The sequence below is a fragment of the Nonomuraea sp. NPDC051298 genome, assembly GCF_055586305.1.
Window position 1 is genome coordinate 124,196 of the sequence record NZ_JBVJIM010000003.1, and the last position, 24,305, is coordinate 148,500.

Here is a 24,305-nt window from a genome sequence, read left to right on the forward strand (position 1 = left end):
TCCGGGCGCACCGAGCTGGTTCGTACCGTCCTGGGCATGATCAGATTGTCGACGGCGGCCACGGTGGCTCGCACGCTGTCCCGGGAGTCGGAGCTGCGCGGGCTGGCGCAGTTCGTAGGGCGTGGTGACGTGTGTCTGGACGTCGGCGCCGCGTACGGGATGTACACCTTTCCGCTGGCCCGCCTGGTGGGGCGTGGAGGGCAGGTGCACAGCTTCGAGCCGCTGGGCGTGCCGTACCGGATCCTGGAGTCGGCGCGGCGGGCGGCGGGGGCCGGTCACGTGATCGCCACCAATGCCGCGCTCGGCCCCCGTAACGGACGGCAGCGGCTCCGCCTGCCCTACCGGTTCGGGCTGCTGCCCAACCACGGCTGGGCCCACCTGATGACGGGTGTGAAACGCCCGGACGAGTCCGGTGGCAGGACGCTGGAGGTGCCGGTGTACTCCATCGACCACATCTGCGAGACCCGCAAGATCCCGTGGGTGAACTTCATGAAGGTGGACGTGGAGGGCTTCGAGTCGGCGGTGCTGGAAGGCGGGCAGCGGACGATCGAGCGCCAGCGGCCCACTCTCCTGCTGGAGATCGAGGACCGTCATCTCGACAAGTACGGCCTGGCCGCGGACGACGTGGTGGAGCCGCTGCTGGGGATGGGATACCGGATGCACATCTGGTGGCGCGGCCGATGGCAGCGGACCCGCGAGGTCACCCACCGGCGGCGCAACTACCTGTTCAGCGCCCGGAAGCTGTAGCGGGAGGCTCAGGCGCCCACCTCGTCGGCCAGGCGTCGCAGGTAGCCCGCGAACCGCCGCCGGTCCTGCTCGTCCCAGGAGGCGGTCAGCTCGGCGAAGGCGTCCACCTGCCAGGCCCGCGAGCCCGCCAGCAGGTCGTGGCCGCGTTCCGTGAGGCGCAGGGAGGCGCGGCGGCGGTCGTGCTCGGAGGTGGCGCGGGCCAGGTAGCCGGCGTCGACGGCGTCCTTGACCATGCGGCTGGCGCCGGAGTGGTCGAGCCCGAGCTGGTGCGCCACCGTGCCCACGGTGGGCTCCTCGCGGGTGCCCGTGTGAACGGCCTCCACCACGAGGATGTGCTGCACGTGACGGCCCTGCCCGGTCAGCTCCTGCGACGCCCGGCCCGCCCACCGCCGGGACCAGAACCGCACCAGCCGGAACAACGCGGGCCCGCCGCCCTCCGGCTCGCTCATGCCGACTCCTCGCTCATGCCGACCATCTTACGACAGATTGCATGCGATACGCATATATGATTATGTGCGTATCGCACACATTTCAGTCCTGCGCAGGAGGAGTGCCGCATGGGCATCGTCATGAACCACCTGATCGTCCCGGCCGCGGACAAGACCGTCGCCGCCGCCTTCTTCGCCGAGCTGCTCGGCCTGCGGGTCGGCGCCCCGGCCGGCCCGTTCGCCCCCGTACGGGTCAACGGCGACCTCACCCTCGACTTCGACGACCGCCGCCGACCGCAGCCGGGCCACTACGCGTTTCTCGTGGACGACGCCACCTTCGACGCCGTCCTCGAGCGGCTGCGGGCCGCCACGTCGATCGACTACGGGTCCGGGCCCATGAACGGCTGGGACCGGGAGATCAACCACCTCGCCGGAGGCCGTGGCGTCTACGTCCGCGACCCCGACGGGCACAGCTACGAGTTCTTCACGGCCGTGCCCGACCCGGCCTGAGCCGCCGGGCCAGCCGTCGCAGCCTGTCGCCGTGCCGCCGCCACCAGGCCCGCGCCCACACCACGTCCGGGAGGATGATCAGCGCCAGCACCACGACGGCTTCGGCCATGGCGGGCAGGCTCTCCGCCCGTACGAGATGGCGTACCGACTCCAGCAGCACGGTGAGCACCAGCGGCAGGGTGACGAGCACGGCGAAGGCCAGGCAGGCGAGCGTGCCCGTGCTCTGGAGCGCCGCGTAGAGGCGCACGACCGTACGCTCGCGCGGCGGCAGCCCGGCCAGCGTGCCCCGCCTGCCCCGCAGGAGCCCGCGCAGGTAGACGCCCCCGTCCCCGTAGAGGTTGCGGCAGCCGGTGAGGTCCTGCAGCAGGAAGTACAGATCGGTACGCATGAACACGAGGAGCTGCGCGGCCACCCGGACCACCTGGATGAGGACGACCCAGGTGACGAGCGGATGCGGCCCCGCGAAGTACGCCCACGTCAGCGCCAGGCCGCAGACGGCCAGGTCGAGGACGGTGCCGGACAGGTAGACGGCGACCCGCACCCGCCTGGGGGCCACCCACACCCCCGACACGTCGGTCTGGGCCACCAGGAACTGCAGGCGCGTGCCGAGCGCGATCCGCGCGGGCACCCCGGCGGCGCGGGCGGTGACCAGGTGGCCCAGCTCGTGCAGGCCGGTCGCCAGCCACAGGACGGCCGCCCAGGTCAGCAGGACGACGGCGGCGTGGTCGGTCCAGAGCGCCGCCTCCCAGGCCGGGAAGATCGACGGCCGCGCGACCAGGCAGGCGACCCCCGCCGCGATCGGAACCAGCAGGGCCAGGTGCGTCACGGGATGCAGCGCCCAGCGAAGGTGCCGCGGACGCAACCACGGGAGACTTGGCCGTACCGGCGGCGGGCTCGGCACCGGACGGCCCGCCACCTCGGCCACCAGCCCGGCCGCCACGAGGGCGGCGACGAAGTCCGCCACGTCGAGGTCGACGCCGGTCTCGGCCAGCAGGTGGGTCCTGGCCTGGTCGCGGTCCATCCCGTCCTGCAGCAGGCGGATGACCCGCAGCCCCTCCTCGGGCACGGCCACGAAGTCGCCGGAGTCCACCCGCCCGACGATCCACTCGTCGCCGTCGTGGCGGACGCCCAGCTCGTGGAACGTGACAGTCAACCCGTCCTCATCCCGGCCCAGTAGGAGCGCAGGTCCTCACCCCGGTCGAACAACCCCCACAGCACCGGGACGCACGGCTCCACGAAGCGCGGGTCGGTGATGCGGCGCGCGCCGCGGTGCCTGCCGTGCCGGTCGTAGAGCACCTCGTACAGCAGCGCGGGATGGAACAGGACCAGTTCCGGCGCGGGCCCCCCGCCCTCGTACGGCCGCAGCGCGGAGACCGGCACCACCCTGCTGTTCTCGCCCTCCTCGGCGCGCGCCGACAACACCGCCAGCTCCCAGCGCAGGTAGCGCGTGAGCGGCTCCTCGACCACCCTGATCCACCGGAAGTCCATCCGGCCGGGATTGTCGGAACGAAATCCGGTACGCATCTCCGCGACCAGCGCCATGGCCCGCCGCCAATCGCCGTCGAGCATCGCCCGATAGCTCGGCAGGTCGCCCTCGTCGAATTCCTGGGCGCGTTCGAGTTTCCAGAGGACGCCACTCGCGATTTCGAATTCCCGGGCGAAGTCGGCGCCGTATTCAGCGGCGTTCATCGAGGTGCCGGGGGCGGACCGCAGCCGGGTCAGGACATCACTCATCAAGACTCCCGGGGTGCGGGCAGGTCGCCCTGCCCGCACGTGGATCAGTTGGAGTTGCCGTGGCTGGGCTTGAGTACGCCAGTCGTCTCGATCTTGTCCAGCCGGCGCACCGTGATCTTCTTCGGCGCCTTTCGCTCCTGCGGTGGTTCCGGGGCAGGGGTGTTACTCATCGCACTCCTTACCGGTCGGGTCGGGGAAACGGTGGCGTCATCGTATGATCGAATCCGAGTCACCTCAACAACAGATTTCACATTCGTTTCTCGCGGGATATCGCGCATAGACGTGCGCGTCCGGATCCAGCAATGTCAGGCCGTGGAAATAGCCGGGCGGCGTCCTCGCGAGCCCGGTCACCAGCGTCAGCACGTCGTGCGCCACCAGTTGCCCCGACAGCCCGGCCGAGGCGCCGGTCACGCCGGGCCAGGCGTACCCGTCGCCGGGCTGCGGCGGGATCCCGGCCCGTACGCACTCGAAACACGGCCCGCCCGGCCCGAAGACGCCCACGCTGACCAGCGGGCCGTTGTACCCGCCGCTCACCCACGGGATCCCGGCCGCCGCGCAGACGCGGTTCGCCCAGGTCTGGATCCCGTACGGCTCGCGCGGCCGGTCGGCGCACAACGCCAGCGCGTGGAAGCCGCCGACCAGCCGGGCCAGGTGCTCGGGCCCGTCCACGGCGGCCTGTTCGCCGGTGATCTCGATGTCGGAGTTGACCCGGCGCAACCGTTCCAGGGCAGCCTCGGTCTTGGGCCGGCCGACATCCGCCTCGGTGTAGAGGATCTGCCGGTTGAGGTTCGACAGCTCGACCACGTCGGGGTCCACCAGGTGCAATCGGCCCACCCCGGCGGCGGCCAGTGACCAGGCCGCGTGGCTGCCGGTCCCGCCCAGGCCGAGCACCAGCACGCGGGCGGACTTGAGGCGTACCTGGGGCTCCCAGCCGTGCTCGCGCGGGGTCAGGTCCACCCAGCGGAAGAACTCCCGGTTGCGGCGGTAGCGCTCCTGCTCCCGTTCGCTCAGCTCGGCGCAGGGCGCGGGGACGGCGTCCTCCACGTGGCCGGAGGAGAGCAGCGTCGTCACGATGCCGTGGGCCTCGTCGGGGGTCAGGGCGGTGAAGGCGGCGCACAGCTCGGCGGCGATCGCGGTGGGGGGCCGGGTGCCGTCCATGAGGGCCAGGGCCGACCAGGCCCATCCGTCGGCGTCCCTGATCTCCGAGGCTATGCCGTACATGGCGCCGCCCAGCCGGATGGTGCCGTCGTCGAGGCGGTGGGGAGCGTGCTCGGGTTTGACCCGGGGTAGACGCATGCACCGATCGTGGGCATCCGCCGGTCCCCGGTCAAGATCTGCTTCACCGGCGTCAGACCCGTGTGGCCGACGCCGCCGCCGGCCACCGAGCGAATTCAACCGGCTATTTTCTCCATCGCTGGTCGTTGAGAAGTTTCCAGGCTTTCTTTCCCGCCGCGGTCCGGTCGTTTTTGATCTTGATGATGGCGGCGTTCAGATATTGGCCGGGGAATACCTTGCGAATGCCCGCCTTGCGGCAGGCCGAGATGTAGGCGGTCGCCGTCATGTTGAGGTTGGAATTGATGTCGCACGACTTCGGGGGTGCGGCCGCGAAGGGGGCCGCGACCATCGTGTCGTGCGGTACGGCCGCCGATGCAGGAGGAGCGGCGAGGCCGACACCGAAGCTGATCAGGAGAGCGGAGACAAGTGCGGTGAGTTTGCTGTTCATCGGACCCTTGATCGGGGGACTCGCCGGTTCACGGCGTTCGGCTGGGGAGATGACGGGGGCGCGTGCGGGAGCGCCTTGTCCGAATGCGCAAGATTACTCCGGGGGCGCAGGAGTCACCGCGTCATTCTCGGTGCGGTGAAAGAGCCTTGGTCTTTACTCGAGCGGAAGGTATCGCTCGGCCCTTGAACGTCGCTGAAAATTCGATGAAACGGCCGGACGCCCCGCGCCGGGCAGGCCCCGTCAGGGCGTGGCGGGCGCGGTGGTCAGCCCGTCGGCCTGCGGGATGCCGCGAAATGGGTGACGAACCAGTCCCTGGCGTGACCGGCCACGGCCTCCAGCGCGCCGGGCTCCTCGAACAGGTGGGTGGCCCCGGGCACCACCGTGATCCGGCTGTCGGCGCGCAGCCGCTGCTGCGCCTCCTCGTTCAGCTCCACCACCAGGGGGTCGCGTCCGCCCACGATGAGCAGGGTTGGCGCGCGTACCAGGGCCAGGCGGTCACCGGCCAGATCGGGACGCCCGCCGCGCGAGACGATCGCGGTGACCGCGTTGTCCGGCTCGGCCGCCGCCCACAGCGCCGCCGCCGCGCCGGTGCTGGCGCCGAAGTAGCCGATCGGCAGCCCGGCCGCCTCCGGCTGCGCCCGCACCCACGCCGTACGCTCCAGCAGCCGCCCCGCCAGCAGCCCGATGTCGAACACGTTACGCCGATCGGCCTCCTCCTCCGGCGTGAGCAGGTCGAACAGCAGCGTCCCCAGCCCCGACTCGTTGAGCGCGCCGGCCACGTAACGGTTGCGCGGGCTGTGCCGGCTGCTGCCGCTGCCGTGCACGAACACCACCACGCCCTGAGCGGCGTCAGGAACGATCAGATCACCGGACATGCGCCCCCTCCCCTCGCACCCTGCCGCTACCCGGTTACGGACCCCGCTATCAGCCGCGCCGCCCAGCAGCCGCCGGGCGGCCGCAGGGCAGCCCCCGGACCGGTCCTCGGAGGTCGGACCCGGCGTCGCGCGGGGATGATCATGGCATACTGCTCGGATGTCCGACTTCGCCGAGTTCAGAGTCAGGGGACGCGAGACCCTGCTGTCCGGCCGGGCCGTCCACGACAGCCCGATGGTGGAGGGGTCCGACCGCTGGGGCGCGGCGGCCGTGCTGCGGCCCGAGGGGGCGGCCGTGACGCGCATGACGGAGCTGGCCGCCACGGCCCCCGCCCCCGGCCACTGGGTGCACGGCGGCCGGGCCCTGCACCTCACGCTCAGGTCCCTGGAGGCGTACCGGGCCCGCATCCCGGCGGACGACCCGCTGCGCCGCGCCTATGGGGAGGCGCTGTCCGAGGCCGTACAGGGCCTGGTCCCGGCCCGGGTCTACCTGGCGGGCGTGAGCCCCCACCAGGGCGGCGTCCTGGTGGGGGCGCATCCGGTCGACGACACGCTGGGCACGCTGTCCAAGCGCTACGCCCACGCGCTGGAGTCGCGCGGCGTACGCGACCTGGACCACGGACGCGTCCGCGACCGCTGGTACGTCAGCCTCGTGCACTTCGCCGCCCCGCTGACGAACGGCGCGGAGATCGTCGAGTGGTGCGACGCCCACGCGGCCGCCGACTTCGGCCCGGTGGACCTGGAGACGGCGGAGATCGTCCAGTTCGTCCACACGGGCCCCGGTATCCGGGTGGACTCCCTGGAACTGGCCCGCCTTACGGGATGACGGCGGGACGGCATCCTGGCCCCGTTTCACGGTGCCGCCCCGCCGCCGGTCCTCAGCCCAGCACCAGCGCCGTCACGAACCGCAGCAGGTGCCAGGCCACGTACGCGCCGAGCGAGCAGAACGCCCACTCCTTCCCCCTGCCGATCCGCGAGACCCATCGCAGCTCCTCGGTGGGCTCGCGGCGTACCCGCAGGCTCCTGCTGACGTAGTACGCCGACACCAGCCAGGCCGAACCCGACCCGATGACGAGCCCGAGCGCGAGCGCCGTCAGGACCGGTGACTCCCCAGGGGCCGGGGCGGTCGGGAGCTGGCGGAGCCACGCGCCCAGCACCACGGCGAGCAGGGCGACGGTGATCCGCCGGTCCTTGCGTGCCTGTCGCTTGAGCCATTGAAGGTCTCGACGCAGATGGTTCTTGAGCATCCGGATCACCTCCGTTGTGAGCAGCCGGTGAGAACAGCTAACGAGGAGATCGGGAAAAGATCTGCGACCTCGACCCCGAGATTTAACGACTTTTATCGAGATTTCCGGCTTTTCCCGACTTTGTCCGGCATTTCAGGAATGTTCGCGTTCTCAGGAAAGATCCCGAAGCTCCGCCGCGGCCTGCTGCGCCTCGAACACGTCTCCCACGTCCTCGAGCGTCCGTACGGCGTCCCTGAGATGGGCGACCGCCTGGGCCCGGTGCCCCAGCCGGGCCGAGACCAGCCCCAGCGCCCGCAGCGCGCACCCGAGGTCCCGCCGCGTCCCGCACTCCAGGTGCACGTCCCTGGCCTGCCGGGCGTACACCAGGGCCTCGTCCGCCCGGTCCAGGTCGAGCAGCACCATGGCCAGCGTGGTCAGCGCCGCCGCCCAGCGGTCGCGGGTGCCGCTCTCGTTCTGCAGCTCCACGGTCTCCCTGGCCGGTTCCAGCGCCGCCGCCGACCGGCCCGCCGTGTGCAGCGCCTGCGCCATGGACAGCAGCGCGCCGGCCCGGTTGTCGCGCAGCTCCTCCCTGATCGCCAGCGCCGCCTTGGCCGCCCGCAGCGCGGGCCGGTGCTGCCCCAGCGACAGGTACGTGTACGCCAGCGTCTCCTGCACGTCGGCCTCGGCCCGCCGGTTCCCCATGCCCTGCACGATGTCGAGCGCTTCGAGCGCGTACACGAAGGCCACCTGCGGCAGCCCCTGCCGCCGCCGCACGCGGGCCAGCCGGTTGAGCATGCGGGCCTCGACCGGCTCGTCGCGGATCACCCGGCCGATGGCCAGCGCCTGGTTGAGATAGTCGTCGGCCCGCAGGTAGTCCGACAGCCGCCAGTGCACCAGGCCGATGTCGCCGAGGGTCTCGGCCTTGCCCTGCTCGTGGTGGAGCTCCACCTGCACGGCCAGGGCCTGTTCGTAGTACGACAGCGCCTCGTCGTAGCGGGAGCCGTTGCGCGCGATGCGGCCGAGCGCGCACAGGGCCCGCCCGCAGCCGTACTGGTCGCCGGTCGCGGTGTAGCCGGCCAGCGCGCGTTCCGCGTCCCGCTGGGCGTCGTACGGCAGTCGCAGCAGGTCGTAGATCTCGGCCAGGCACAGCAGGGTCTCGGCCTCGGCGTGCTCGTCGCCCAGCTCGTGGCAGATCGACAGCGCCTCCAGGCCCTCCGACAGCGCGGCGTTCGGCTCGCCCAGGTTGCGCTGCACGGTGGCCAGGATGATCAGGCTCTGGGCGGTGCCGTGCCGGTCGCCGAGCTGCTCCCGTACGTCGAGGGCCTGGCCGGCGTGGTGCAGCGCCAGCTCGTACCGCTCCTGGGACACGTGCAGCCGCGACAGTGTGTGCAGGCAGCTCGCCACCCCGCGCAGGTCGCCGATCTCCTTGTAGACCTCCAGGGCGGCGCCGGCGTGGCTCAGCGCGTCCTCGCTGTTGCCCGCGATGCCGTGCACCTCCGCCAGGTCGTTGAGCGCCCGCGCCCGCCCCACGCTGTCGCCCAGCTCGGCGAAGTCCGCCAGCGCCTCGCCGATGAACCTGGCCGCCAGCGTCGAGGGCCCGATGTCCCGGTGGATCGAGCCGAGGTTGCTGCGCATCAGCGCGATGGCCCGCCGGTTGCTGACCTGCATGGCCGAGGTCAGGCCGCCCTGCTGGACCTCCAGGTTGTTCGCGTAGTAGCGCAGCCGCCGGAACGGTTCGAACACCGCCTCCGCCAGCCGCCAGGCCATCCCGTGCGCGCCGCTCTCCCCGGCCAGCCGTACGGACGAGACCAGCGACCGCCGCTCCGCCTCGAACCACTCGCGCGGCGTCTCAGCGTCGATCGCCTTGGCCAGGTAGTGGTCGAGCAGCCGCGCCCTGGCCTCGCGCACGCCCGCCTCCGCGTGCCTGCCCAGCTCCCTGGCCAGCCGCTTGACCAGGTCGTGCACCCGGTAGCGGGGGCCGGGCAACGGCTCCACCAGGTACGCCCGGTGCAGCCCCTCCACCGCGACCACCGCCTCGCTCACCGGCACGCCGAGCGCGGCGGCCAGCACCTCGGGGCTGAAGTCGCGCGTCGGCAGCAGCCCGACGTGCCGGAACGCCCGCCGCTGCGCCGGGCTCAGCGACTCGTACGCCAGGTCCAGCGCCGACCTGAACGCCTCCTCGGGATCGCCCACCAGCAGCGGATCGGGCCTGCGCAGCTCCTCCACCCGCCGCTGCACGCTGAGCCCGGGGTTCTCGGCCAGTTTGGCGGCCGAGATCCGCAACGCGAACGGATGGTACGAGCACACCCGCGCCAGCTCGGCCAGCGCGTCCCGGTCGGCCGCCCGCGGCGAACCCTCCCCGAGCACCGCCACCAGCAGCGCCACCGCGTTGCCCGGGTCCAGCACCAGCAGGTCCATGAGGTCGGCGTGCCCGGTGGCGCGCAGCGGGGCCATCCGCGTCCTGCTGGTCACCAGCACCACGCAGTCCTTGCCGCCGGGCAGCAGGGCCCGCACCTGGGACGGGTCGGCGGCGTTGTCGAGGATGAGCAGCAGCCTGCGCCCGGCGATCCTGCTGCGGTAGAGCAGCATCAGCTCGGCCTCGTCGGCGGCCGGCATGTGCTCGCCGATGCCGAGCGAGCGCAGGATCTGCCCGAGCGCCTCCGTGGCGCTCATCGGCGGCTGGCTCGGCGACTGGCCCCGCAGGTCGATGACGATCTGCCCGTCGGGGAACCGGTCGGCGTGCAGGTGCCCCCAGTGCGTCACCAGGGCGGTCTTGCCGATCCCCGGCAGCCCCGCCACGACCATGGTGTTGGTCCGGCGAGGGCGTTCCAGCCAGGCGGTGAGCAGGTCGAGGCTCTGCTGCCGGCCGGTGAAGTCGGGGACGTCGGCGGGGAGCTGGCGCGGCTTGGGCACCTCGCCCACCGGCAGCGGCTCGGCCGGTCCGCCCGGCCGGACGAGGAACGGCGTCACCCGCCCCCGCCACGGAGCCGACAGGTGCTCCCAGCTCCCCGCCACGCCGCGCAGCGCGGAGGGGTCGGCGATCCGCATCCGCCGGTATCCGGGCCGGACCAGCCAGCCCCGGTGCACCCACTGGGTGAGCTGCCGCTGCACCACGTCCGGCGAACTGCCCACGAGGTCGGCCAGCGTCTCCATGGACAGCGGCGGGGCCGACTCGGCGGCCAGCCCGTACCGTTCGTCCAGGTGCAGCAGCCAGACCGCCAGCCGGGCGGCCACGGGCGCGCGGGCCAGCGCCTCGTGCCTGCGGGCGGCCATGTTCCTGGCGAACAGCTCCTGCACCAGCGCCGTCGCCACAGTCGCGGAGGAGGCGGCGTGCTCGCGTAATCGCCGCAGGTCGATGGGCCAGACGCGCACCTCGGTCAGCGCGTCGATCTTGACGCGGTCGGCGGGGCTCCAGAACGCCAGCTCGCCGACGAGGTCGCCCTCGCCCCGCAGGTCGTGCACGGCCTCGCGGTCGCCGGCCGGGGTGTGCTCGCGGGCGTAGCCGTAGTCGATCAGGTAGACGCTGTGCGCGGGCCTGAGCGGTGAGCAGATCGTCTCGTTGCGCCGGTAGACGCGCGGGCGGGCGCCCTCGTCGACCAGCGACCTGAACGGACCCACCCCGACGCCACCCCTCTAGGACGGCGGTGTCCCGGCATGACAGGCGCGATACGGCCTGCGCGACGACCTGTCACCACAGTGGACTGCGGGAGGAACCCCGCTGTCAATGCGCCTCAGACGTTGGCGGTGTCGGCCCGGTCGGGGACGAAGCGGTAGCCGACGTTACGGACCGTCCCGATCAGGGATTCGTACTCGGTGCCGAGCTTGGCGCGCAGACGTCGGACGTGGACGTCGACCGTCCTGGTGCCGCCGAAGTAGTCGTAGCCCCAGACCTCCTGCAGCAACTGGGCGCGGGTGAAGACCCGGCCGGGGTGCTGGGCGAGGTATTTGAGCAGCTCGAACTCCTTGAACGTGAGGTCGAGCACCCGGCCGCGCAGCCGCGCCGTGTAGGTGGCCTCGTCGATCGCCAGGTCGCCGCTGCGGATCTCGTCGGGCGTGTCCTCCGCGCCGGTCTGCGAGATGCGGCCCGTGGCCATCCGCAGCCGCGCCTCCACCTCGGCCGGGCCCGCGCTGTCGAGCAGCACGTCGTCGACGCCCCACTCCGCGGTCATCGCGGCCAGCCCGCCCTCGGTCACGACGACCAGCAGCGGGCAGTCGATGCCCGTGGTGCGGATCAGCCGGCACAGGCTCTTGGCCTGCACCAACTCCTTGCGCGCGTCGACGAGGACCGCGTCGGCGGGCGGGGTGTCGATGAGTGCGGACGCCTCCGCCGGTGCGACGCGGATCGAGTGCAGCAGCAACCCCAGCGCCGGTAGCACCTCGGAGGACGGCTCGAGGGCGTTGGTCAGCAGGAGCAGGTTGCTCATTACGGCCTCCTCAAACACGCAAGGACCCGGGGGCTACGTCGCCCAGGTCCTGTAGGTGAGGATATCCCACGAGTAAGTGGCGTCCATTGCGAGTCCTGCAGGTGAACAGCGCGTCTCCTGAAACAACCTTGTTAAGGACGGCGCACAATAGAGCAGAAACCGATTGTGAGGCAGGCATGGCCACGGGAAAAGTACGTTATTGGGCGGCGGCGAAGGAAGCGGCCGGAGTCGCCGAAGAGCCGTTCGAGGCGGTCACTCTTGGTGAACTCATGACGAAAATCACACAAAATCGTGCAGATCTGGCACGGATTGTGCGGCGCTGCTCGTTCCTCGTCGACGGCTCCCCGGTCGGGAAGCGGTCCCATGACGACGTGCTGCTCGGCGACGGCTCGACCGTGGAGGTGCTGCCTCCGTTCGCGGGCGGGTGAGCGGGCGGGTGAGCGGGCGGGTGAGCGGGCGCTTTGCGGGGGAATGGGGGATGCCAGTCGGTAGGCTCTTGACCCCCGCTCGAAGACAGGGAGCCCCATGCGCAAGCTGATCGTTTTCCTGATCGTGCTCGTCGTTCTCCTTGTCGCCGTCGACCGGGTGGCCGTGGCCGGCGTCGAGAAGGACCTGGGCAACAGGATCGCGGCCGCCGCGGACCTCTCCGACCCCCCGACCGTGACCATCGAGGGCATCCCCTTCCTCACCCAGGCGCTCTCCGGCCACTATCCCGAGGTGCGGTTCGACCTCGGCACGTTCTCCTACGGGGGAGTGCCGATCAACGACCTGCGTGGCGCCGCCTACGACGTGACGGCGCCCCTGGCCGACATCATCCAGAACCGGCCCGACGTCCGGGCCGGCCGGGTGACCGTCAGCGGCACGCTCACCCGGGCGACCATCGACAAGTTCGCGCCGGACGGCGTGAAGATCGGCGGCAACGGGGACCGGCTCACGGCGTCGGGCGAGGTGGCGGTGGGGGCAAGCAAGGTCAAGTTCGACGCCGAGCTGCGGGTCGAGGTCGCCGACGGCGGCATCAGGGTCACCGCGGAGAAGATCGAGGGCGTGCCCGACCAGGTCGCCGGGCTGCTCTCGTACACGATCCCGTTCAAGGGGAACCTGCCCTTCGACGTGAAGGTGACCAAGGTGCGAAGCGTGGCCGAAGGGCTGGAGATCTCGGCCGAAGCGTCTGACGTGCCGATTCGTGGATGAGGTTGAACCGCTGCGCCCCGGCGTACGTGATGAGGGGCGTGAGCGAGCAGAGCGAGCGAGCCGGCCGGAGCCGGGGCACGGCGCCCGCGGGCCCGACGGAGCCGGGCCTGTGAGCGCGGCGGACACCGCTGACGAGGAACTGGTGAGAACCCTCTTCGACGAGCACGCCGGGCCCCTCTACGGCTACGTGCTGCGGCTGACCGGCGACTCCGGCCGGGCCGAGGACGTCGTCCAGGAGACCCTGTTGCGGGCCTGGCGGCATCCCGACGCCCTGGCGGGCAGGCCCGTCCGCGCCTGGCTGTTCACCGTGGCCCGCAATCTCGTCGTCGACCAGCATCGGGCCAAGAAGGCCAGGCCGCAGGAGACCGGCGACGAGGCGCTGGCGGTCCTGCCGGCCGACGACGAGCTGGAGCGGGCGGTCGAGTCGTGGGCGGTCGCCGAGGCGCTGGCCGCTCTGCGACCGGAGCACCGCGAGGTGCTGCTGGAGGTCTACTACCGGGGGCGATCAGTGAAGGAGGCGTCGGCGACGCTGGGCATTCCGGCGGGCACGGTCAAGTCCCGTACGTACTACGCGTTGCGCGCACTCAAACTGGCGCTCGAAGAACGGGGGCTGGCACCGTGATGACGTGCGAGGAGGTCCGGATCGCGCTGGGCGCGCACGCCCTGGGCGCGCTCGACCCGGAGGAGGCGCTGGAGGTCGACCACCATCTGGCGACCTGCGAGGCGTGCGGCGCCGAGCTGGTCGAGCTGGAGGGCGTCGGGTCGTTCCTGGGCAAGGTGTCGGAACGCGACGTCGAGCTGGTGGCCAGCCCCCCGCGCCGAGTGCTCGACCGGCTGCTGAACGACCGCGTCAGGCGGGCCAGACGCGGCCGGATCCTGATGGCCGTGGCCGCCTCGGCGGCGGTGCTGGTGGTGGGCGGCACGGTGTGGACGGCGATCCAGGCGAGGTCGGGCATGGGGACGTCGACTTCGGCGCAGGCCCCCGCGGCGGCCCGGTCGGCGGAGCCTGAGTCGGGGGCGCAGCAGGACCAGGGCTCCGCGCTGGTGGCCCCGCTGAGCAGCGAAGAGCCCTCGCGGAGTCCCGAGGCGCGGTCGCAGCCGTCGAAGAGCCCCGCGTCGCAGTCGCAGCCCGCCGACAAGCCCGAGGAGACGCTCGCGGAGAAGGCCGAGGGGCAGGCCGACACGGCGGCCACGCGGCAGCCCGGCGAGGGCCGCGAGTTCCCCGGCGTGAACGAGGCGGAACAGTACCGCGCCACGGTGCTGACCCTGCCCTCCGACACCGGTACGGAGCTGGGCGTCCAGGTCGGCGGCGTGCCGGTGGGCACCGTCTGCCGCCTGGTCGTGGTCGCCGCGGACGGGCGACGCGAGGAGACGCCGACGTGGGTCGTCAGCCGCCAGTCGTACCAGGACAACACGGTCTTCCGGCAGGACACGACCTTGGCCCTGCGGGAGATCGTCAGGTTCGAGGTCGTCGACCAGACGGGCAGGCTGCTCGTCAACGTCCCGGTGCCGGAGGACGCGCGGAAGTAATCGCGGGCCCGCTCGGTTGCATCTGACGATGACGGGATTCTGGGTGGTGCTGGCGACGCTGGCGCTGGGCACGGTGATCGGGGTGATCCGCCTGCGCCGCGACGGACGCGTACGCGACACGGACGGCGACCGGCTGTCCGAGGCCGACCTCGGGCAGGGGCTCGGGGAGCGGGCCACGCTGGTGCAGTTCTCGACCGCGTTCTGCCAGCCGTGCCGGGCCACCCGGCGGATCCTGGCCGACGTGAGCGCGGTCGTGCCGGGGGTGCGGCACATCGAGGTCGACGCCGAGTCGAGGCTCGATCTCGTACGGCGTCTCGACATCACCCGCACGCCCACCGTCCTGGTGCTCGACCCGGCGGGCGCCGTGGTCAAGAAGGCCGCCGGCCAGCCGAGGAAGGCCGAGGTGCTGGCGGCGCTGGCGGAGGCCGTACCGGAGGGGTGAGTGTGAGCCGTCTCACAAGTTGTCTCACCAACCGGACGAGATGTGACAGATGACGAGACGCCGAGTAGTGTCATCGCCATGAACCCGTCGACAGAGCTGCTCACGAAGCGGCGCGCGGTTGATTTCTGCCGCGTCGCCACCGCGCTCTGTCGCGCTGCCTGAGGACGATCTCGCGCGGACTTCCGATCCGCCCCAAATCGACCCTTCAGGAGCATCCCGCGATGCGTGCCGATCCTAGAGCGCTGCGTTTCGGCGCGGCCGTCACCACTCTTGTCCTCGCCTCCGTTCTGGTGACGGGGAGTCTCTGGCTGCTCGCCGCCCAGGCGGTGGTCTTCGCCCTCGGAGCAGTCTGGCGCTCGCCGTACCCGATGCTTTTCAAGGTGCTCGTCCGAAGCGTCCCGAAGGAGACCGAGGACGCCCGCCCACCGCGCTTCGCCCAGGCGGTCGGGTTGGTCTTCGCGGTCGCGGGCCTGGTCGGGTACTCCACCGGGATCACGCCGCTGGCCCTCGCGGCCACGGCCGCGGCTCTCCTCGCCGCCTTCCTCAACGCAGCCTTCGGATTCTGCCTTGGCTGCGAGATGTACCTGCTCATCCGCCGACTACTGCCCGCCGCCAACATGGAGGTATCCAAATGAGCCGCTCCGCCGCCCTGGTGGACGCCGACTGGGTCGAAGCCAACCTCGACACCCCCGGAGTCGTCCTCGTGGAGGTCGACGAGGACGTCAGCGCCTATGACAAGGGCCACATCCGTGGCGCCGTCAAGGTCGACTGGCGCCAGGACCTGCAGGACCCGGTGCGCCGCGACTTCGTGGACAAGACCGGTTTCGAGGCACTGCTGTCCGACCGGGGCATCTCCAACGACGACACCGTCGTGCTCTACGGCGGAAACAACAACTGGTTCGCCGCCTACGCCTACTGGTACTTCAAGCTCTACGGCCACTCCGACGTGAAGCTGCTCGACGGCGGGCGCAAGAAGTGGGAGCTCGACTCCCGCGAACTGGTGCGCGAGGTGGCCGAGCGGGCCAAGACCCAGTACGCCGCCCAGGAGCAAGACTCCGCCATCCGCGCCTTCCGCGACGACGTCGTCTCGGCGATCGGCAAGCTCAACCTGGTCGACGTGCGCTCGCCCGACGAGTTCACCGGCAAGCTGCTGGCCCCGGCCCACCTCCCGCAGGAGCAGGCCCAGCGCGGCGGGCACGTGCCCACGGCCCGCAACATCCCGTGGTCCAAGGCCGCCAACGACGACGGCACCTTCAAGTCCGACGACGACCTGCGCGTCCTCTACCAGGACGCCGGGGTCGACTTCGGCAAGGACACCATCGCCTACTGCCGCATCGGCGAGCGCTCGGCGCACACCTGGTTCGTGCTGCACGAGCTGCTCGAGCAGGCCAACGTGAAGAACTACGACGGTTCGTGGACCGAGTACGGCTCGCTCGTGGGCGTGCCGATCGAGTTGGGGGAGGCCCGCTGATGACCACCGCGGCACAGGGATGCGGAGCGCCGGAGCAGACCGCGACGCTGCCCGCCGGGATCGATCTGTCCAACCAGGCCGTGATCCAGGGCGTCGTGACCGGCGTGGGCACCGCGTACGCGCGGCTGCTCGACAAGTCCGGTGAGTTCACCGGCGAGGTCGTGGTGTCCGACGACGGGGTCTTCCGGTTCTTCGCCGCGCCCGGCGACTGGACCGTCCGCATCATCGCGGGCGGCGGCGTCACCAGGGACGTGCGCGTCGAGGCGAGGCTGGGCGAGGTCGCCCAGCTCGCGGTGGCCGTCTGACCGCTGAAACGCGCCTGAGGCCCGCGTCCGCCACGGACGCGGGCCTCTCGCGTGCCACCGGCCGGGGCGCGACGGACCGGGGTGCGGTGAACCGAGGTGCAGGGAACCGGGCTGCGGTGGACCGGAATGCGGCGCAGCGGGGTGCAACGGGACGGGACCCGGCGGTGTTGTAGTGGACGTGAGCGAATCCGACTGCCCCGAGCCGGTGCGCAAGGCGCTGCTCGACGACCTCGACGAGGGCTTCGCCGAGCTGTACGGCGCCTACCGGGGCCTGGTCTTCTCGGCCGCGCTGCGGCTGACCGGGCGCTGGGCCGACGCCGAGGACCTCACCGCGGAGGCGTTCCTGCGGGCGTACCGGGCGCTGGCCGGATATGAGCGAGACCGCGTCGCCGCGCTCCAGCCGCGCGCGTGGCTCATGACGATCCTCATGAACATCTGGCGCAACTGCGCGCGCAAGAGGTCCCGCAAACCCCCGCCCGACCTGTGGGACGAGCCGGTCGACACCGTCGATCCCGGCGAGGACGTGGAGGAGGCGGCGGTGCGCCACGAGACCGGCGACGAACTGGCCGAGCTGCTCGGCCTGCTGCCGGAGGAGCAGCGGGCCGCGGTCGTGCTCAGGCACGTCGTGGACCTGCCGGTCAGCGAGATCGCCACCGTGCTGAAGATCCCCCAGGGTACGGTCAAGTCGCACGTGTCCAGAGGGCTGCGGCGCCTGCGCGCAGGGGGAGGTGCCCGATGACCCACGATCCACTGCTCACCGCACTCGCGGCACTGGGCGCAGAGCCGCCGGCCGGCCTTCTCGACCGGATCGCGGCCCGCTGGGTACGCGTGCCGAGCCCGCTCGGGGAGCTGTCCGTCGCGTTCACCGACCAGGGCGTGGCGTACGTGCACGAGGGGGAGGGCTTCGCCGAGACGTTCAGGAAGCGCTTCGCCCGTCCGCTGCGGCCCGCCGACCGGCCGCCCGCCGGTCTGCTGCCCGCCCTGCGTACGGGCCGCTCGTCGGGGGTCCGGCTGGACCTGCGCGGGGCGAGCGGCTTCCAGCGCGAGGTGCTGGAGGTGGTGCGGACGATCCCGAGGGGCGAGGTGCGGCCGTACTCGTGGATCGCGGCCCGCGTGGGCCGTCCCAAGGCCGTACGCGCGGTCGGCACGGCCCTGGCCCGTAACCCCGTGCCGCTGCTCATCCCCTGCCACCGGGTCACGCGGTCGGACGGGGTGCCGGGCGACCATGTGTTCGGCCCGTCGGCCAAGGAGCGGTTGCTGCTGGCCGAGGGCGTCGACCTGGACCGGGTGCGGGAGCTGGCAGGGCGGCGGGTGTTCTACCTGGCCAGCGACACGACGGGGGTGGTCTGCTTCCCGACGTGCCACAACGCTCGCCGCATCACGTCCGCCCACCGGCACGGGTTCCGCGACCTCGCCCAGGCCAGGGCGGCCGGCTACCGCCCCTGCCGCACCTGCCGCCCGGCCTACGACCAGGCCGGGTAGCTCCCCCGAGGGGCACAGAGGCCCGGCCGGGTGCACGGCGGCATCGCCCGCACGGGGTCGGGCCTGCGCCGGGCCTGCGCGGTGTCGGGCCTGCGCGGGGTCGGGCCTGCACAGGATCTGGCCTGCACAGGATCTGGCCTGCGCGGGTCGGGCCCGTGCGAGGTCGGCGCGTGCGTCGTGTTCGCTGTGCGTCCATGATCGATCTGCGGAGCGTGGCGTTCTTCGGGTGTTGCTGCTGCGTCGCGAGGGGCATACCGCTACGATTCCACCGATGTCCGGATCGACAGGTGCGACGGCGCCCCCGCGACCTGGGCCCACGACGGCTCAGGAGCTGCCGTCGCCGTACTCGCTGCCCCTCCACGCCCTCCGCCTGCTCCAGAGGTGCGCGCTGCCGCTGATCCTCTGGTTCGCCGCCGGTGAGCTGGTGCGCTTCGTGCTGCTCTACGCCGCCACCGAGGTGGCCTACGGCGACTTCCGGCAGGTCCGGCTCGTGGCCGTCATGACGCTGCTCACGTTCATCATCCTGGCCGCGATGACCGTGGTCACCGGCATGCTGCACGCCCTGCGCGGCGCGCTGTGGGAGATCCGGGCCAGGAGCGGGGAGGGCGCGGCGGACGAGCGGTTCTTCCGTACCCTCGACCGGGTGGCCCCGGCCTTCGCCGTGCTCTACCTGGCGTGGGGGTTCCAGAAGGAGGACGCCCGTGACGTCTACCAGATGGACATCTTCCACCACTTCTACGACCTGACCAGCGCCTCCTGGTTCGGCGAGGACTCCGACGTCGGGCGCGGGCTGGTCGACCTCGACTGGCGGGTGTCGCTCGGGGCGATGGCCGCCATGTTCGCGCTGAAGGCGCTGTTCGCGAAGTTCGTGGCGAAGGGCAAGGGCGGGTTCTTCGGCTTCGGCGCCGCCTTCTCCGAGTTCGCGTTCGTCTTCTACGGGCTGAACGCCACCGTGGTCCTCGCGAACGCGCGTTCCGACTGGGTGGAGCACCGCAGCGTGGTCAGCGGCGCAGAGGAGATCTGGGCCGAGACCAAGAAGAGCGTGCCCGTCTGGGACGCCGTCACGGACTGGTTCGGCGACGTCTGGCCGTTCTTCCTGGACGCGGTCGCGGTCCCGCTGGCCTGGCTCACCGTGGCGATGCTCGTCTACGGCGCCTACTCCGACGAGACCCGCACGCTCGTCAAGGGCACCAGGCTGGAAGGGGGCGTCGATCGCCTCGAAGGCAGCCACGACCTCACCCAGAAGTCGTTCGACCAGGTCACCGGCGGCTTCCGGGACCGCTGGCTGCCGCTGGCCAACTCGCTGCGGGTGGTGTTCAGGGCGGGCGCGCCCCTGTTCGGCATGATGTGCCTGTGCTACGTCGGCGTGACGGTGGCCGCCGAGTACGCCGACCGCTGGCTGCGGCAGCTCATCGGCACCCAGGAGGAGTGGGTGTGGACCTTCCAGGGGCCGCCACTGTCCTTCCTGCGCGAGCTGGTCGTGACGGTGCTCACGACGGCGCTGCTGGCGGCCACGTACGACCTCGCGGCCACCCGCGCCCGCCTGCGCGGAGAGCCGCTCAACGACGTGTGAACCGCAGCACGTCGACGTTCTTCTCCAGCTTCTTGACGGCCTCCGGGTCGAGGAGGTCCTCCGTGGGGGTGTCGGAGCGGTAGGTGCTCGGCCGGAACGTGAGCTCGACCTCGTCGGCCACCGGGCTGGGCACGATGACCCGCCCTTCGATCGTGTACTCCTGGCCCACCACGAGCCGGTCGAACGGCCTGTCGCCCACCGGCAAGGGCTGCACCGCCCACATGCGCCCCTGGGCGTCCTCCAGCCGTACCTCCTGGGGTTCCGCGGTCATGGTGGCGCTGCGCTCGTCCAGGACCTTCCGCGTGATGTCGACCTTCAGCCAGGTCCCGTCGGAGCCGTACACGGTGTCCTCGGGGGCCTCGGTGTGGCTGATGGCGGCCGTGAACTCGATGTTGTAGCTGGTCTTCCCCGCCTGGCCGAACGGGACGACGATCTCCCTGGTCTCCTTCTCGGTGGTCTTCTCGTAGAACAGGTAGCCGTCGTAGCTCTGGGCGCCGACGGTGAGCAGGGACACGACGACGGCCGCGGCCGCGGCCAACGCCGTGCGGCCGCGGCGACGGGCGCGCGGCGCGGGCGGCGCGTCCACGGTCGGGGCGGGCTGCTCCTGGCCTGAGGACGGTGGCGGCTCCGGAGCGGCAGGCCCCGCGCCCTGCTGTGTGCCCGGTGGGGGGCCGAACATGGGGACGCTCCGCGCCGTCCCGGCGGTGGACCGTACGGCGGGGAAGGGCTGGGTGGCGTCGTCGATGGGCTCACGCTGAGCCGGTGGCCAGACCTGCTGGTCGGGATGGGGCTGCCGGGGGCGGGGCTGGGGAGGCGTGCCCTGCCGGGGGCGCGGCCTCGCCGGGAACGGCCGCTGGGGGCGCGGCGCCCGCTGCTGGTACGGCGCTCCCTGCGACTGGGGCGGGCTCTGGGGGTGAGGTGGGCCCTGAGGGTGGGGCGGGCCCTGACGGGGCGGCACGTCCTGCTCCGGACGCGCTCCGAGGCCGGGCGGCGGGGCCTGACTGGGCGGCGGAACCTGGCCGGGCGGGGGCGGTTGATCCGCGTCCGGCCGCCGGTCGTTCCGCGGCGTGAACCAGTCGCGCTCCTCGTTCGTGCTCATGCTGCGATCACTTCTTCACCGAGTAGACGGCCTGTGGCGAGGCGGCGAGCGTGCGCGCGCCCTGCTCGTCGAGCCCGAGGTCGATCTCGACCTCCGGCCGGTACGACTCGACCAGCACCGACCCGGGGAGCCCGAACACGACGCCCGCGCCCGGCAGCGCCGACGCCGGGACCTCGAAGAAGAAGCGCCCGCTGGCCCAGATGTCCGGCTGCAGCCAGGTGTCCGACAACTGCACGGAGTTGTCCACCCGGTCGGTGGCGTCGAACCTCTTCCCGTCGGCCGCCAGCAGCACCGGCTGCCCGAGGCGGAACGGCTGGCGGCTGGACTTGGCGGACACGCTGACGATGAGGAAGAGGTTGTCGGTCCCGATGGTCTTGCTGAAGCTCTCGATCGACTTCGCGGCGGTGAACGAGTCGAGCCGTACGGAGAACCGCCGCGCGTCCACCTCCTCGCCCTTGCCCCCGGTGTACGTGAGCGCGTCGGAGAGTTCGCCCTCACCCAGGTGCAGGGTCTGGAGCCCGACGGCGCCGGCGAGCAGCACCAGGCCGGCGACCGCGTTCAGCAGCCGCGAGCCGGTGCCCCGCCGCCGCTCGGCCCGCCTGCCGCGCCGGGGCTCGGGGCCGGCCGCCGATCGTCGCTGTGTGGCGGTCACGCTGGGTCGCCCTTCTTGACCGGCAGGGTCACCCGGGCCTTGATCTCGGGTGCGAACTTGTCGTCCACCTCTTGGGTGACCATCGTCCAGCGCGGGAGGACGTTGTTGAAGTCGGTGGTGAACTCGAAGGCGGCCACGTCCATCGTGATCTTCTCCGGCGGCTGCCGGCCGTTCTTCAGCTCGTAGCGCACGACGACCTGGCTGGTCACCCCGGGGAAGAGCTGGCTCGTCTCGCCGCCCTTGCTGAGGGCGTAGGCGAACGGCCCCGCGTCCTTGTCGAAGGCCGGGCTGATCTTGATCAGCGAGCCGGCGAAGGAGGTGGCCAGGTGGGCCTGGTCAGGCCGTACGGGCGGGGCGCCCACGCTGAAGGTGTCGTCCGCCTGGTTGGTGACGTCGAAGACCAGCTCCACGAACCGCTTCTCCTCGTCCCAATCGTTTTCCGGGGGTTCGACCTTCACCCGCGACTCGACGAACTTGGTGGAGTACAGCCCCTGGTCGAGCACCGCGCCCTGGCCCAGAGGGTCAGGCTCCTCGGCGGCCTCGCTCAGACCGCCCAGGAGAGCGGTGATCCCGAGGGTGGTGGCCGCCACCAGGGCGATGGCGGGCACCACTACCGGACGTCTGGGCCTGTCGGTGCTGCCGCCGGTGGGTTCCGTCATGGGTATGGATGGTAATAGGTATCGCTTGTCCCATCTGCCCCTATGCTCCCATCGGGTCGGTCGAATTGCCGAGAACCCTGCCATTACCGGGCCGGTAACTCATACGCTGTCACGAAGCGGAAAGGGCGAGCCCAACACCTAATGACATATCGGCGGCCGGAGGGTCACGTGACGGACGTGCATCCCGAGCATGCCCAGCTCCAGGCGGACCGCATCTACCTGGGCTGGCAGTACATCCTGCTGCACCCCGACCCCGGCCCACCGCCCAAGCGCCCCTCTCCCGTCCAGGAGGCGCCCCAGGAGGCCGCCGCGCCCGACCCCGCGCAGTCCGAGCTGCTGCGCCGCGAGCGGCTCCAGAAGGACATGCTCAACCGGCCGGTCCGGCACGTGCGCCTGTTCATGCTGATCCTCAGCGCCCTGATCCTCGCCGCCGCCCTGGCCGGTTACCTCGCCTGGATGTTCGCGCTGGTCGGGCTCATCGCCGCCGGCGGCGTGGCGGGCATCTGCACCTACGCGCTGGCGCAGGGCGACCGGGCGGTCAGGTACCGGGTGCTGGAACAGCAGGCCAGGGACGAACGCCAGCAGCAGGAACGCGACCGGGAGCTGTTCCGCGCCCAGGAGGAGCACGCCCGGCGCTACCGCGAGTGGCAGGAGTCGAAGGAGCGGCACGACCGGCAGCTCTCCTGGTACGCCGTCGCGGTGCCCGACGAGATCGACCGCATCGACGTGGCGGGCGGCACCTTACCCGGCTGGTCCGCGCTGATCACGCTGCTCGGGGCCACCCGGCTCTACAGCGGCGGCCACCTGACCGTGCTCGACCTGTCCGAGGGCGCCATCGCCAAAGACCTGATCGAGCTGGCCCGCAAGGGCGGCGACGACCCGCTCGTGTGGGTGCTGCCGGTCGATCTGCCCCGGCTCGACCTGGGCGCCACGCTCAAACCCGAGGCGTTCGCGGACGTGCTGGCCCACGTGGTGAGCGTGAGCGAGGAACACCGCACCACGCGCGACCTCAGCTTCGACAACGCGATCCTGGAGCGGGTGCTGGAGGTGCTCGGCGAGAACGCCACGATCAGGCAGGTCACGGCAGCCCTGCGGGCGCTGGCGCAGGTGGGCGACCCGCGCGACGACCTGCGGTCCGGGCTGATCACCGCCACCCAGCTCGAACGCATCGGCACGCTGTTCGGCCGCGGCGTGAGCGACCGGGTGGTGATCGAACGGGCCTGGGCGCTGGAGTCGCAGCTCCGCAAGCTCGAGTCCCTCGGCACCGAGGCCGTACGCCTGCCGCCCGCCCGGCTCCGGGTGGTGAGCATGGACCGGCAGGCGGGCGTGTTCGGCAACCGGGTGCTCGGCACGTACGTGGCCACCGCCCTGACCCACATCCTGCGCCAGTCGCCCGCCTCCGACCGCCCCTGGTACCACACGATCATCGTGGCGGGCGCGGACAAGCTCAGGGGCGACGTGCTCGACCGGCTCATGGACGCCTGCGAGACCTCCCGTACCGGGCTGGTCCTGACGTACCGGTCGCTGACGCCGACCGTGCGCGAACGGCTCGGCAGGGGGCACGCCGCGGTCGCGTTCATGAGGCTGGGCAACGCCGAGGACGCCCGGGTGGCCAGCGAGCACGTCGGCACCGAGCACCGGCTGGAGCTGGCCCAGCTCACCGAGACGATCAGCGACTCGCTGCCGGGCCTCGACGGCGGCTACACCTCCACGATCGCCCAGTTCGACGACGAGCGGGAGGACCGCGAGCAGAACCGGGTGGACCTGGTCGGGGACATCACCGAGTCCACCGAGTGGGGCAGGACCGCCGACAAGATCTCCGAGAAGGAGCGGGTGCTCCAGCGCTCGCGCGAGTTCCTCGTCGAGCCGCACCAGCTCCAGCAGCTCCCCACGACGTCCGTGATCGTCACGGACGCCACGACCCAGGGCAGGCGCGTACGCCTGGCCGACGCGAACCCCGCCATCCTCGCCTTCCCCAAGACCACGCTGGGCGAGCTGGAGGAGGTGGGAGACGCCGTGCTGGCCCTCGATCCCAGGGGCGGCAACGGCGAGGCGGAGCCGCCGCCCAACCTCGGGCCACCACCGCCGCGCCTGGACTGGCGCAAGGGGAGGCAATGACATGGTCAATGTCAAGGTGACGAGCTGACGGTTGGCGGAATTTAACAAAGAACCGTCTGTGGGGGATTGAAATGCAGCCGAGTGTGTCGCTGAGTGGGCCCTGGTATCGAATTCAGTCG

29 protein-coding genes are annotated in these 24,305 nt (G+C 71.6%); 16 read left to right on the plus strand and 13 right to left on the minus strand.

What is annotated here, in order from left to right; translation table 11 throughout:
- Positions 1–36: 36 nt before the first annotated feature.
- On the plus strand, positions 37–747 hold the full coding sequence (locus tag ACZ6S0_RS10565; RefSeq protein WP_465915480.1) for an FkbM family methyltransferase: 711 nt from the start codon (positions 37–39) through the stop codon (positions 745–747).
- Positions 748–755: 8 nt separating this feature from the next.
- On the opposite strand, the gene ACZ6S0_RS10570 is transcribed toward ACZ6S0_RS10565, so the two are convergent.
- Complete coding sequence (locus tag ACZ6S0_RS10570) at positions 756–1,196, minus strand: MarR family winged helix-turn-helix transcriptional regulator (RefSeq protein ID WP_465915481.1); 441 nt, start codon at positions 1,194–1,196, stop codon at positions 756–758.
- Positions 1,197–1,304: 108 nt separating this feature from the next.
- On the opposite strand from ACZ6S0_RS10570, the gene ACZ6S0_RS10575 reads away from it, so the two are divergent.
- Positions 1,305–1,685: a VOC family protein gene (locus ACZ6S0_RS10575; protein ID WP_465915482.1), complete on the plus strand. Its 381-nt coding sequence runs from the start codon at positions 1,305–1,307 to the stop codon at positions 1,683–1,685.
- Here ACZ6S0_RS10575 and ACZ6S0_RS10580 read toward each other — a convergent pair.
- The 6 genes from ACZ6S0_RS10580 to ACZ6S0_RS10605 form a co-directional block, all read right to left on the minus strand.
- Positions 1,660–2,838, minus strand: coding sequence for a zinc metalloprotease (locus ACZ6S0_RS10580; protein WP_465915483.1), 1,179 nt, complete (start codon positions 2,836–2,838; stop codon positions 1,660–1,662). The two genes, ACZ6S0_RS10575 and ACZ6S0_RS10580, sit on opposite strands and share 26 nt — an antisense overlap.
- The gene (locus tag ACZ6S0_RS10585) at positions 2,835–3,419 is read right to left on the minus strand and encodes a DUF6879 family protein (protein ID WP_465915484.1); all 585 of its coding nucleotides are present in this window, start codon (positions 3,417–3,419) and stop codon (positions 2,835–2,837) included. Before ACZ6S0_RS10585 ends, ACZ6S0_RS10580 begins: the two co-directional genes overlap by 4 nt.
- 44 nt (positions 3,420–3,463) lie before the next feature.
- A complete protein-coding gene (locus ACZ6S0_RS10590; protein WP_465915485.1) occupies positions 3,464–3,589 on the minus strand; it encodes a hypothetical protein in 126 nt (41 codons plus the stop codon).
- 64 nt (positions 3,590–3,653) lie between these two features.
- Positions 3,654–4,715: a HesA/MoeB/ThiF family protein gene (locus tag ACZ6S0_RS10595; protein ID WP_465915486.1), complete on the minus strand. Its 1,062-nt coding sequence runs from the start codon at positions 4,713–4,715 to the stop codon at positions 3,654–3,656.
- Between the two features lie 103 nt (positions 4,716–4,818).
- Positions 4,819–5,142 (minus strand): hypothetical protein, encoded by a 324-nt coding sequence (locus tag ACZ6S0_RS10600; RefSeq protein WP_465915487.1) that lies wholly within the window; start codon positions 5,140–5,142, stop codon positions 4,819–4,821.
- Between the two features lie 263 nt (positions 5,143–5,405).
- A complete protein-coding gene (locus ACZ6S0_RS10605) occupies positions 5,406–6,017 on the minus strand; it encodes a dienelactone hydrolase family protein (protein ID WP_465915488.1) in 612 nt (203 codons plus the stop codon).
- Between the two features lie 157 nt (positions 6,018–6,174).
- On the opposite strand from ACZ6S0_RS10605, the gene ACZ6S0_RS10610 reads away from it, so the two are divergent.
- Positions 6,175–6,840: a hypothetical protein gene (locus ACZ6S0_RS10610; RefSeq protein WP_465915489.1), complete on the plus strand. Its 666-nt coding sequence runs from the start codon at positions 6,175–6,177 to the stop codon at positions 6,838–6,840.
- 52 nt (positions 6,841–6,892) lie between these two features.
- Here ACZ6S0_RS10610 and ACZ6S0_RS10615 read toward each other — a convergent pair whose 3' ends face one another.
- From ACZ6S0_RS10615 to ACZ6S0_RS10625, 3 genes are all read right to left on the minus strand, one after another.
- Positions 6,893–7,261 (minus strand): hypothetical protein, encoded by a 369-nt coding sequence (locus ACZ6S0_RS10615; RefSeq protein ID WP_465915490.1) that lies wholly within the window; start codon positions 7,259–7,261, stop codon positions 6,893–6,895.
- 150 nt (positions 7,262–7,411) lie between these two features.
- Entirely contained in the window at positions 7,412–10,858 is a 3,447-nt protein-coding gene (locus ACZ6S0_RS10620) for a tetratricopeptide repeat protein (RefSeq protein WP_465915491.1), read from the minus strand.
- A gap of 113 nt (positions 10,859–10,971) precedes the next feature.
- Positions 10,972–11,664 (minus strand): response regulator transcription factor, encoded by a 693-nt coding sequence (locus tag ACZ6S0_RS10625; RefSeq protein WP_465915492.1) that lies wholly within the window; start codon positions 11,662–11,664, stop codon positions 10,972–10,974.
- A gap of 176 nt (positions 11,665–11,840) precedes the next feature.
- On the opposite strand from ACZ6S0_RS10625, the gene ACZ6S0_RS10630 reads away from it, so the two are divergent.
- The 12 genes from ACZ6S0_RS10630 (at position 11,841) to ACZ6S0_RS10685 (ending at position 19,658) form a co-directional block, all read left to right on the plus strand.
- A complete protein-coding gene (locus ACZ6S0_RS10630; protein WP_465915493.1) occupies positions 11,841–12,092 on the plus strand; it encodes a MoaD/ThiS family protein in 252 nt (83 codons plus the stop codon).
- 97 nt (positions 12,093–12,189) lie between these two features.
- On the plus strand, positions 12,190–12,855 hold the full coding sequence (locus ACZ6S0_RS10635) for an LmeA family phospholipid-binding protein (protein ID WP_465915494.1): 666 nt from the start codon (positions 12,190–12,192) through the stop codon (positions 12,853–12,855).
- 109 nt (positions 12,856–12,964) lie between these two features.
- Complete coding sequence (locus tag ACZ6S0_RS10640) at positions 12,965–13,477, plus strand: sigma-70 family RNA polymerase sigma factor (protein ID WP_344894515.1); 513 nt, start codon at positions 12,965–12,967, stop codon at positions 13,475–13,477.
- The gene (locus tag ACZ6S0_RS10645; RefSeq protein WP_465916121.1) at positions 13,477–14,385 is read left to right on the plus strand and encodes an anti-sigma factor family protein; all 909 of its coding nucleotides are present in this window, start codon (positions 13,477–13,479) and stop codon (positions 14,383–14,385) included. Before ACZ6S0_RS10640 ends, ACZ6S0_RS10645 begins: the two co-directional genes overlap by 1 nt.
- A gap of 28 nt (positions 14,386–14,413) precedes the next feature.
- A complete protein-coding gene (locus ACZ6S0_RS10650) occupies positions 14,414–14,827 on the plus strand; it encodes a thioredoxin family protein (protein WP_465915495.1) in 414 nt (137 codons plus the stop codon).
- Between the two features lie 78 nt (positions 14,828–14,905).
- Positions 14,906–14,989 (plus strand): putative leader peptide, encoded by an 84-nt coding sequence (locus tag ACZ6S0_RS10655; protein WP_350668905.1) that lies wholly within the window; start codon positions 14,906–14,908, stop codon positions 14,987–14,989.
- Between the two features lie 59 nt (positions 14,990–15,048).
- Positions 15,049–15,462 (plus strand): DUF4395 domain-containing protein, encoded by a 414-nt coding sequence (locus ACZ6S0_RS10660; protein WP_344894509.1) that lies wholly within the window; start codon positions 15,049–15,051, stop codon positions 15,460–15,462.
- Entirely contained in the window at positions 15,459–16,298 is an 840-nt protein-coding gene (locus ACZ6S0_RS10665) for a sulfurtransferase (protein WP_465915496.1), read from the plus strand. Before ACZ6S0_RS10660 ends, ACZ6S0_RS10665 begins: the two co-directional genes overlap by 4 nt.
- Positions 16,298–16,603 carry a DUF1416 domain-containing protein gene (locus ACZ6S0_RS10670; RefSeq protein WP_465915497.1) on the plus strand — a complete coding sequence of 102 codons (306 nt, stop codon included), beginning with the start codon at positions 16,298–16,300 and terminating at the stop codon, positions 16,601–16,603. The genes ACZ6S0_RS10665 and ACZ6S0_RS10670 overlap by 1 nt, the downstream gene beginning before the upstream one ends.
- Positions 16,604–16,781: 178 nt before the next feature.
- The gene (locus tag ACZ6S0_RS10675; protein WP_465915498.1) at positions 16,782–17,342 is read left to right on the plus strand and encodes an RNA polymerase sigma factor; all 561 of its coding nucleotides are present in this window, start codon (positions 16,782–16,784) and stop codon (positions 17,340–17,342) included.
- On the plus strand, positions 17,339–18,085 hold the full coding sequence (locus tag ACZ6S0_RS10680; RefSeq protein ID WP_465915499.1) for a methylated-DNA--[protein]-cysteine S-methyltransferase: 747 nt from the start codon (positions 17,339–17,341) through the stop codon (positions 18,083–18,085). Before ACZ6S0_RS10675 ends, ACZ6S0_RS10680 begins: the two co-directional genes overlap by 4 nt.
- Before the next feature lie 271 nt (positions 18,086–18,356).
- On the plus strand, positions 18,357–19,658 hold the full coding sequence (locus tag ACZ6S0_RS10685) for a hypothetical protein (protein ID WP_465915500.1): 1,302 nt from the start codon (positions 18,357–18,359) through the stop codon (positions 19,656–19,658).
- Here ACZ6S0_RS10685 and ACZ6S0_RS10690 read toward each other — a convergent pair.
- From ACZ6S0_RS10690 to ACZ6S0_RS10700, 3 genes are read right to left on the minus strand one after another with little or no spacing between them, the layout of a single operon-like run.
- On the minus strand, positions 19,645–20,757 hold the full coding sequence (locus tag ACZ6S0_RS10690) for a hypothetical protein (RefSeq protein WP_465915501.1): 1,113 nt from the start codon (positions 20,755–20,757) through the stop codon (positions 19,645–19,647). The two genes, ACZ6S0_RS10685 and ACZ6S0_RS10690, sit on opposite strands and share 14 nt — an antisense overlap.
- 7 nt (positions 20,758–20,764) lie before the next feature.
- Positions 20,765–21,409, minus strand: coding sequence for a hypothetical protein (locus tag ACZ6S0_RS10695; protein WP_465915502.1), 645 nt, complete (start codon positions 21,407–21,409; stop codon positions 20,765–20,767).
- Positions 21,406–22,068 (minus strand): hypothetical protein, encoded by a 663-nt coding sequence (locus ACZ6S0_RS10700; RefSeq protein ID WP_465915503.1) that lies wholly within the window; start codon positions 22,066–22,068, stop codon positions 21,406–21,408. Before ACZ6S0_RS10700 ends, ACZ6S0_RS10695 begins: the two co-directional genes overlap by 4 nt.
- A gap of 168 nt (positions 22,069–22,236) precedes the next feature.
- Between ACZ6S0_RS10700 and ACZ6S0_RS10705 the strand changes: the two genes are divergently transcribed.
- Positions 22,237–24,186, plus strand: coding sequence for a hypothetical protein (locus ACZ6S0_RS10705; RefSeq protein WP_465915504.1), 1,950 nt, complete (start codon positions 22,237–22,239; stop codon positions 24,184–24,186).
- The last annotated feature ends 119 nt before the right edge of the window (positions 24,187–24,305 follow it).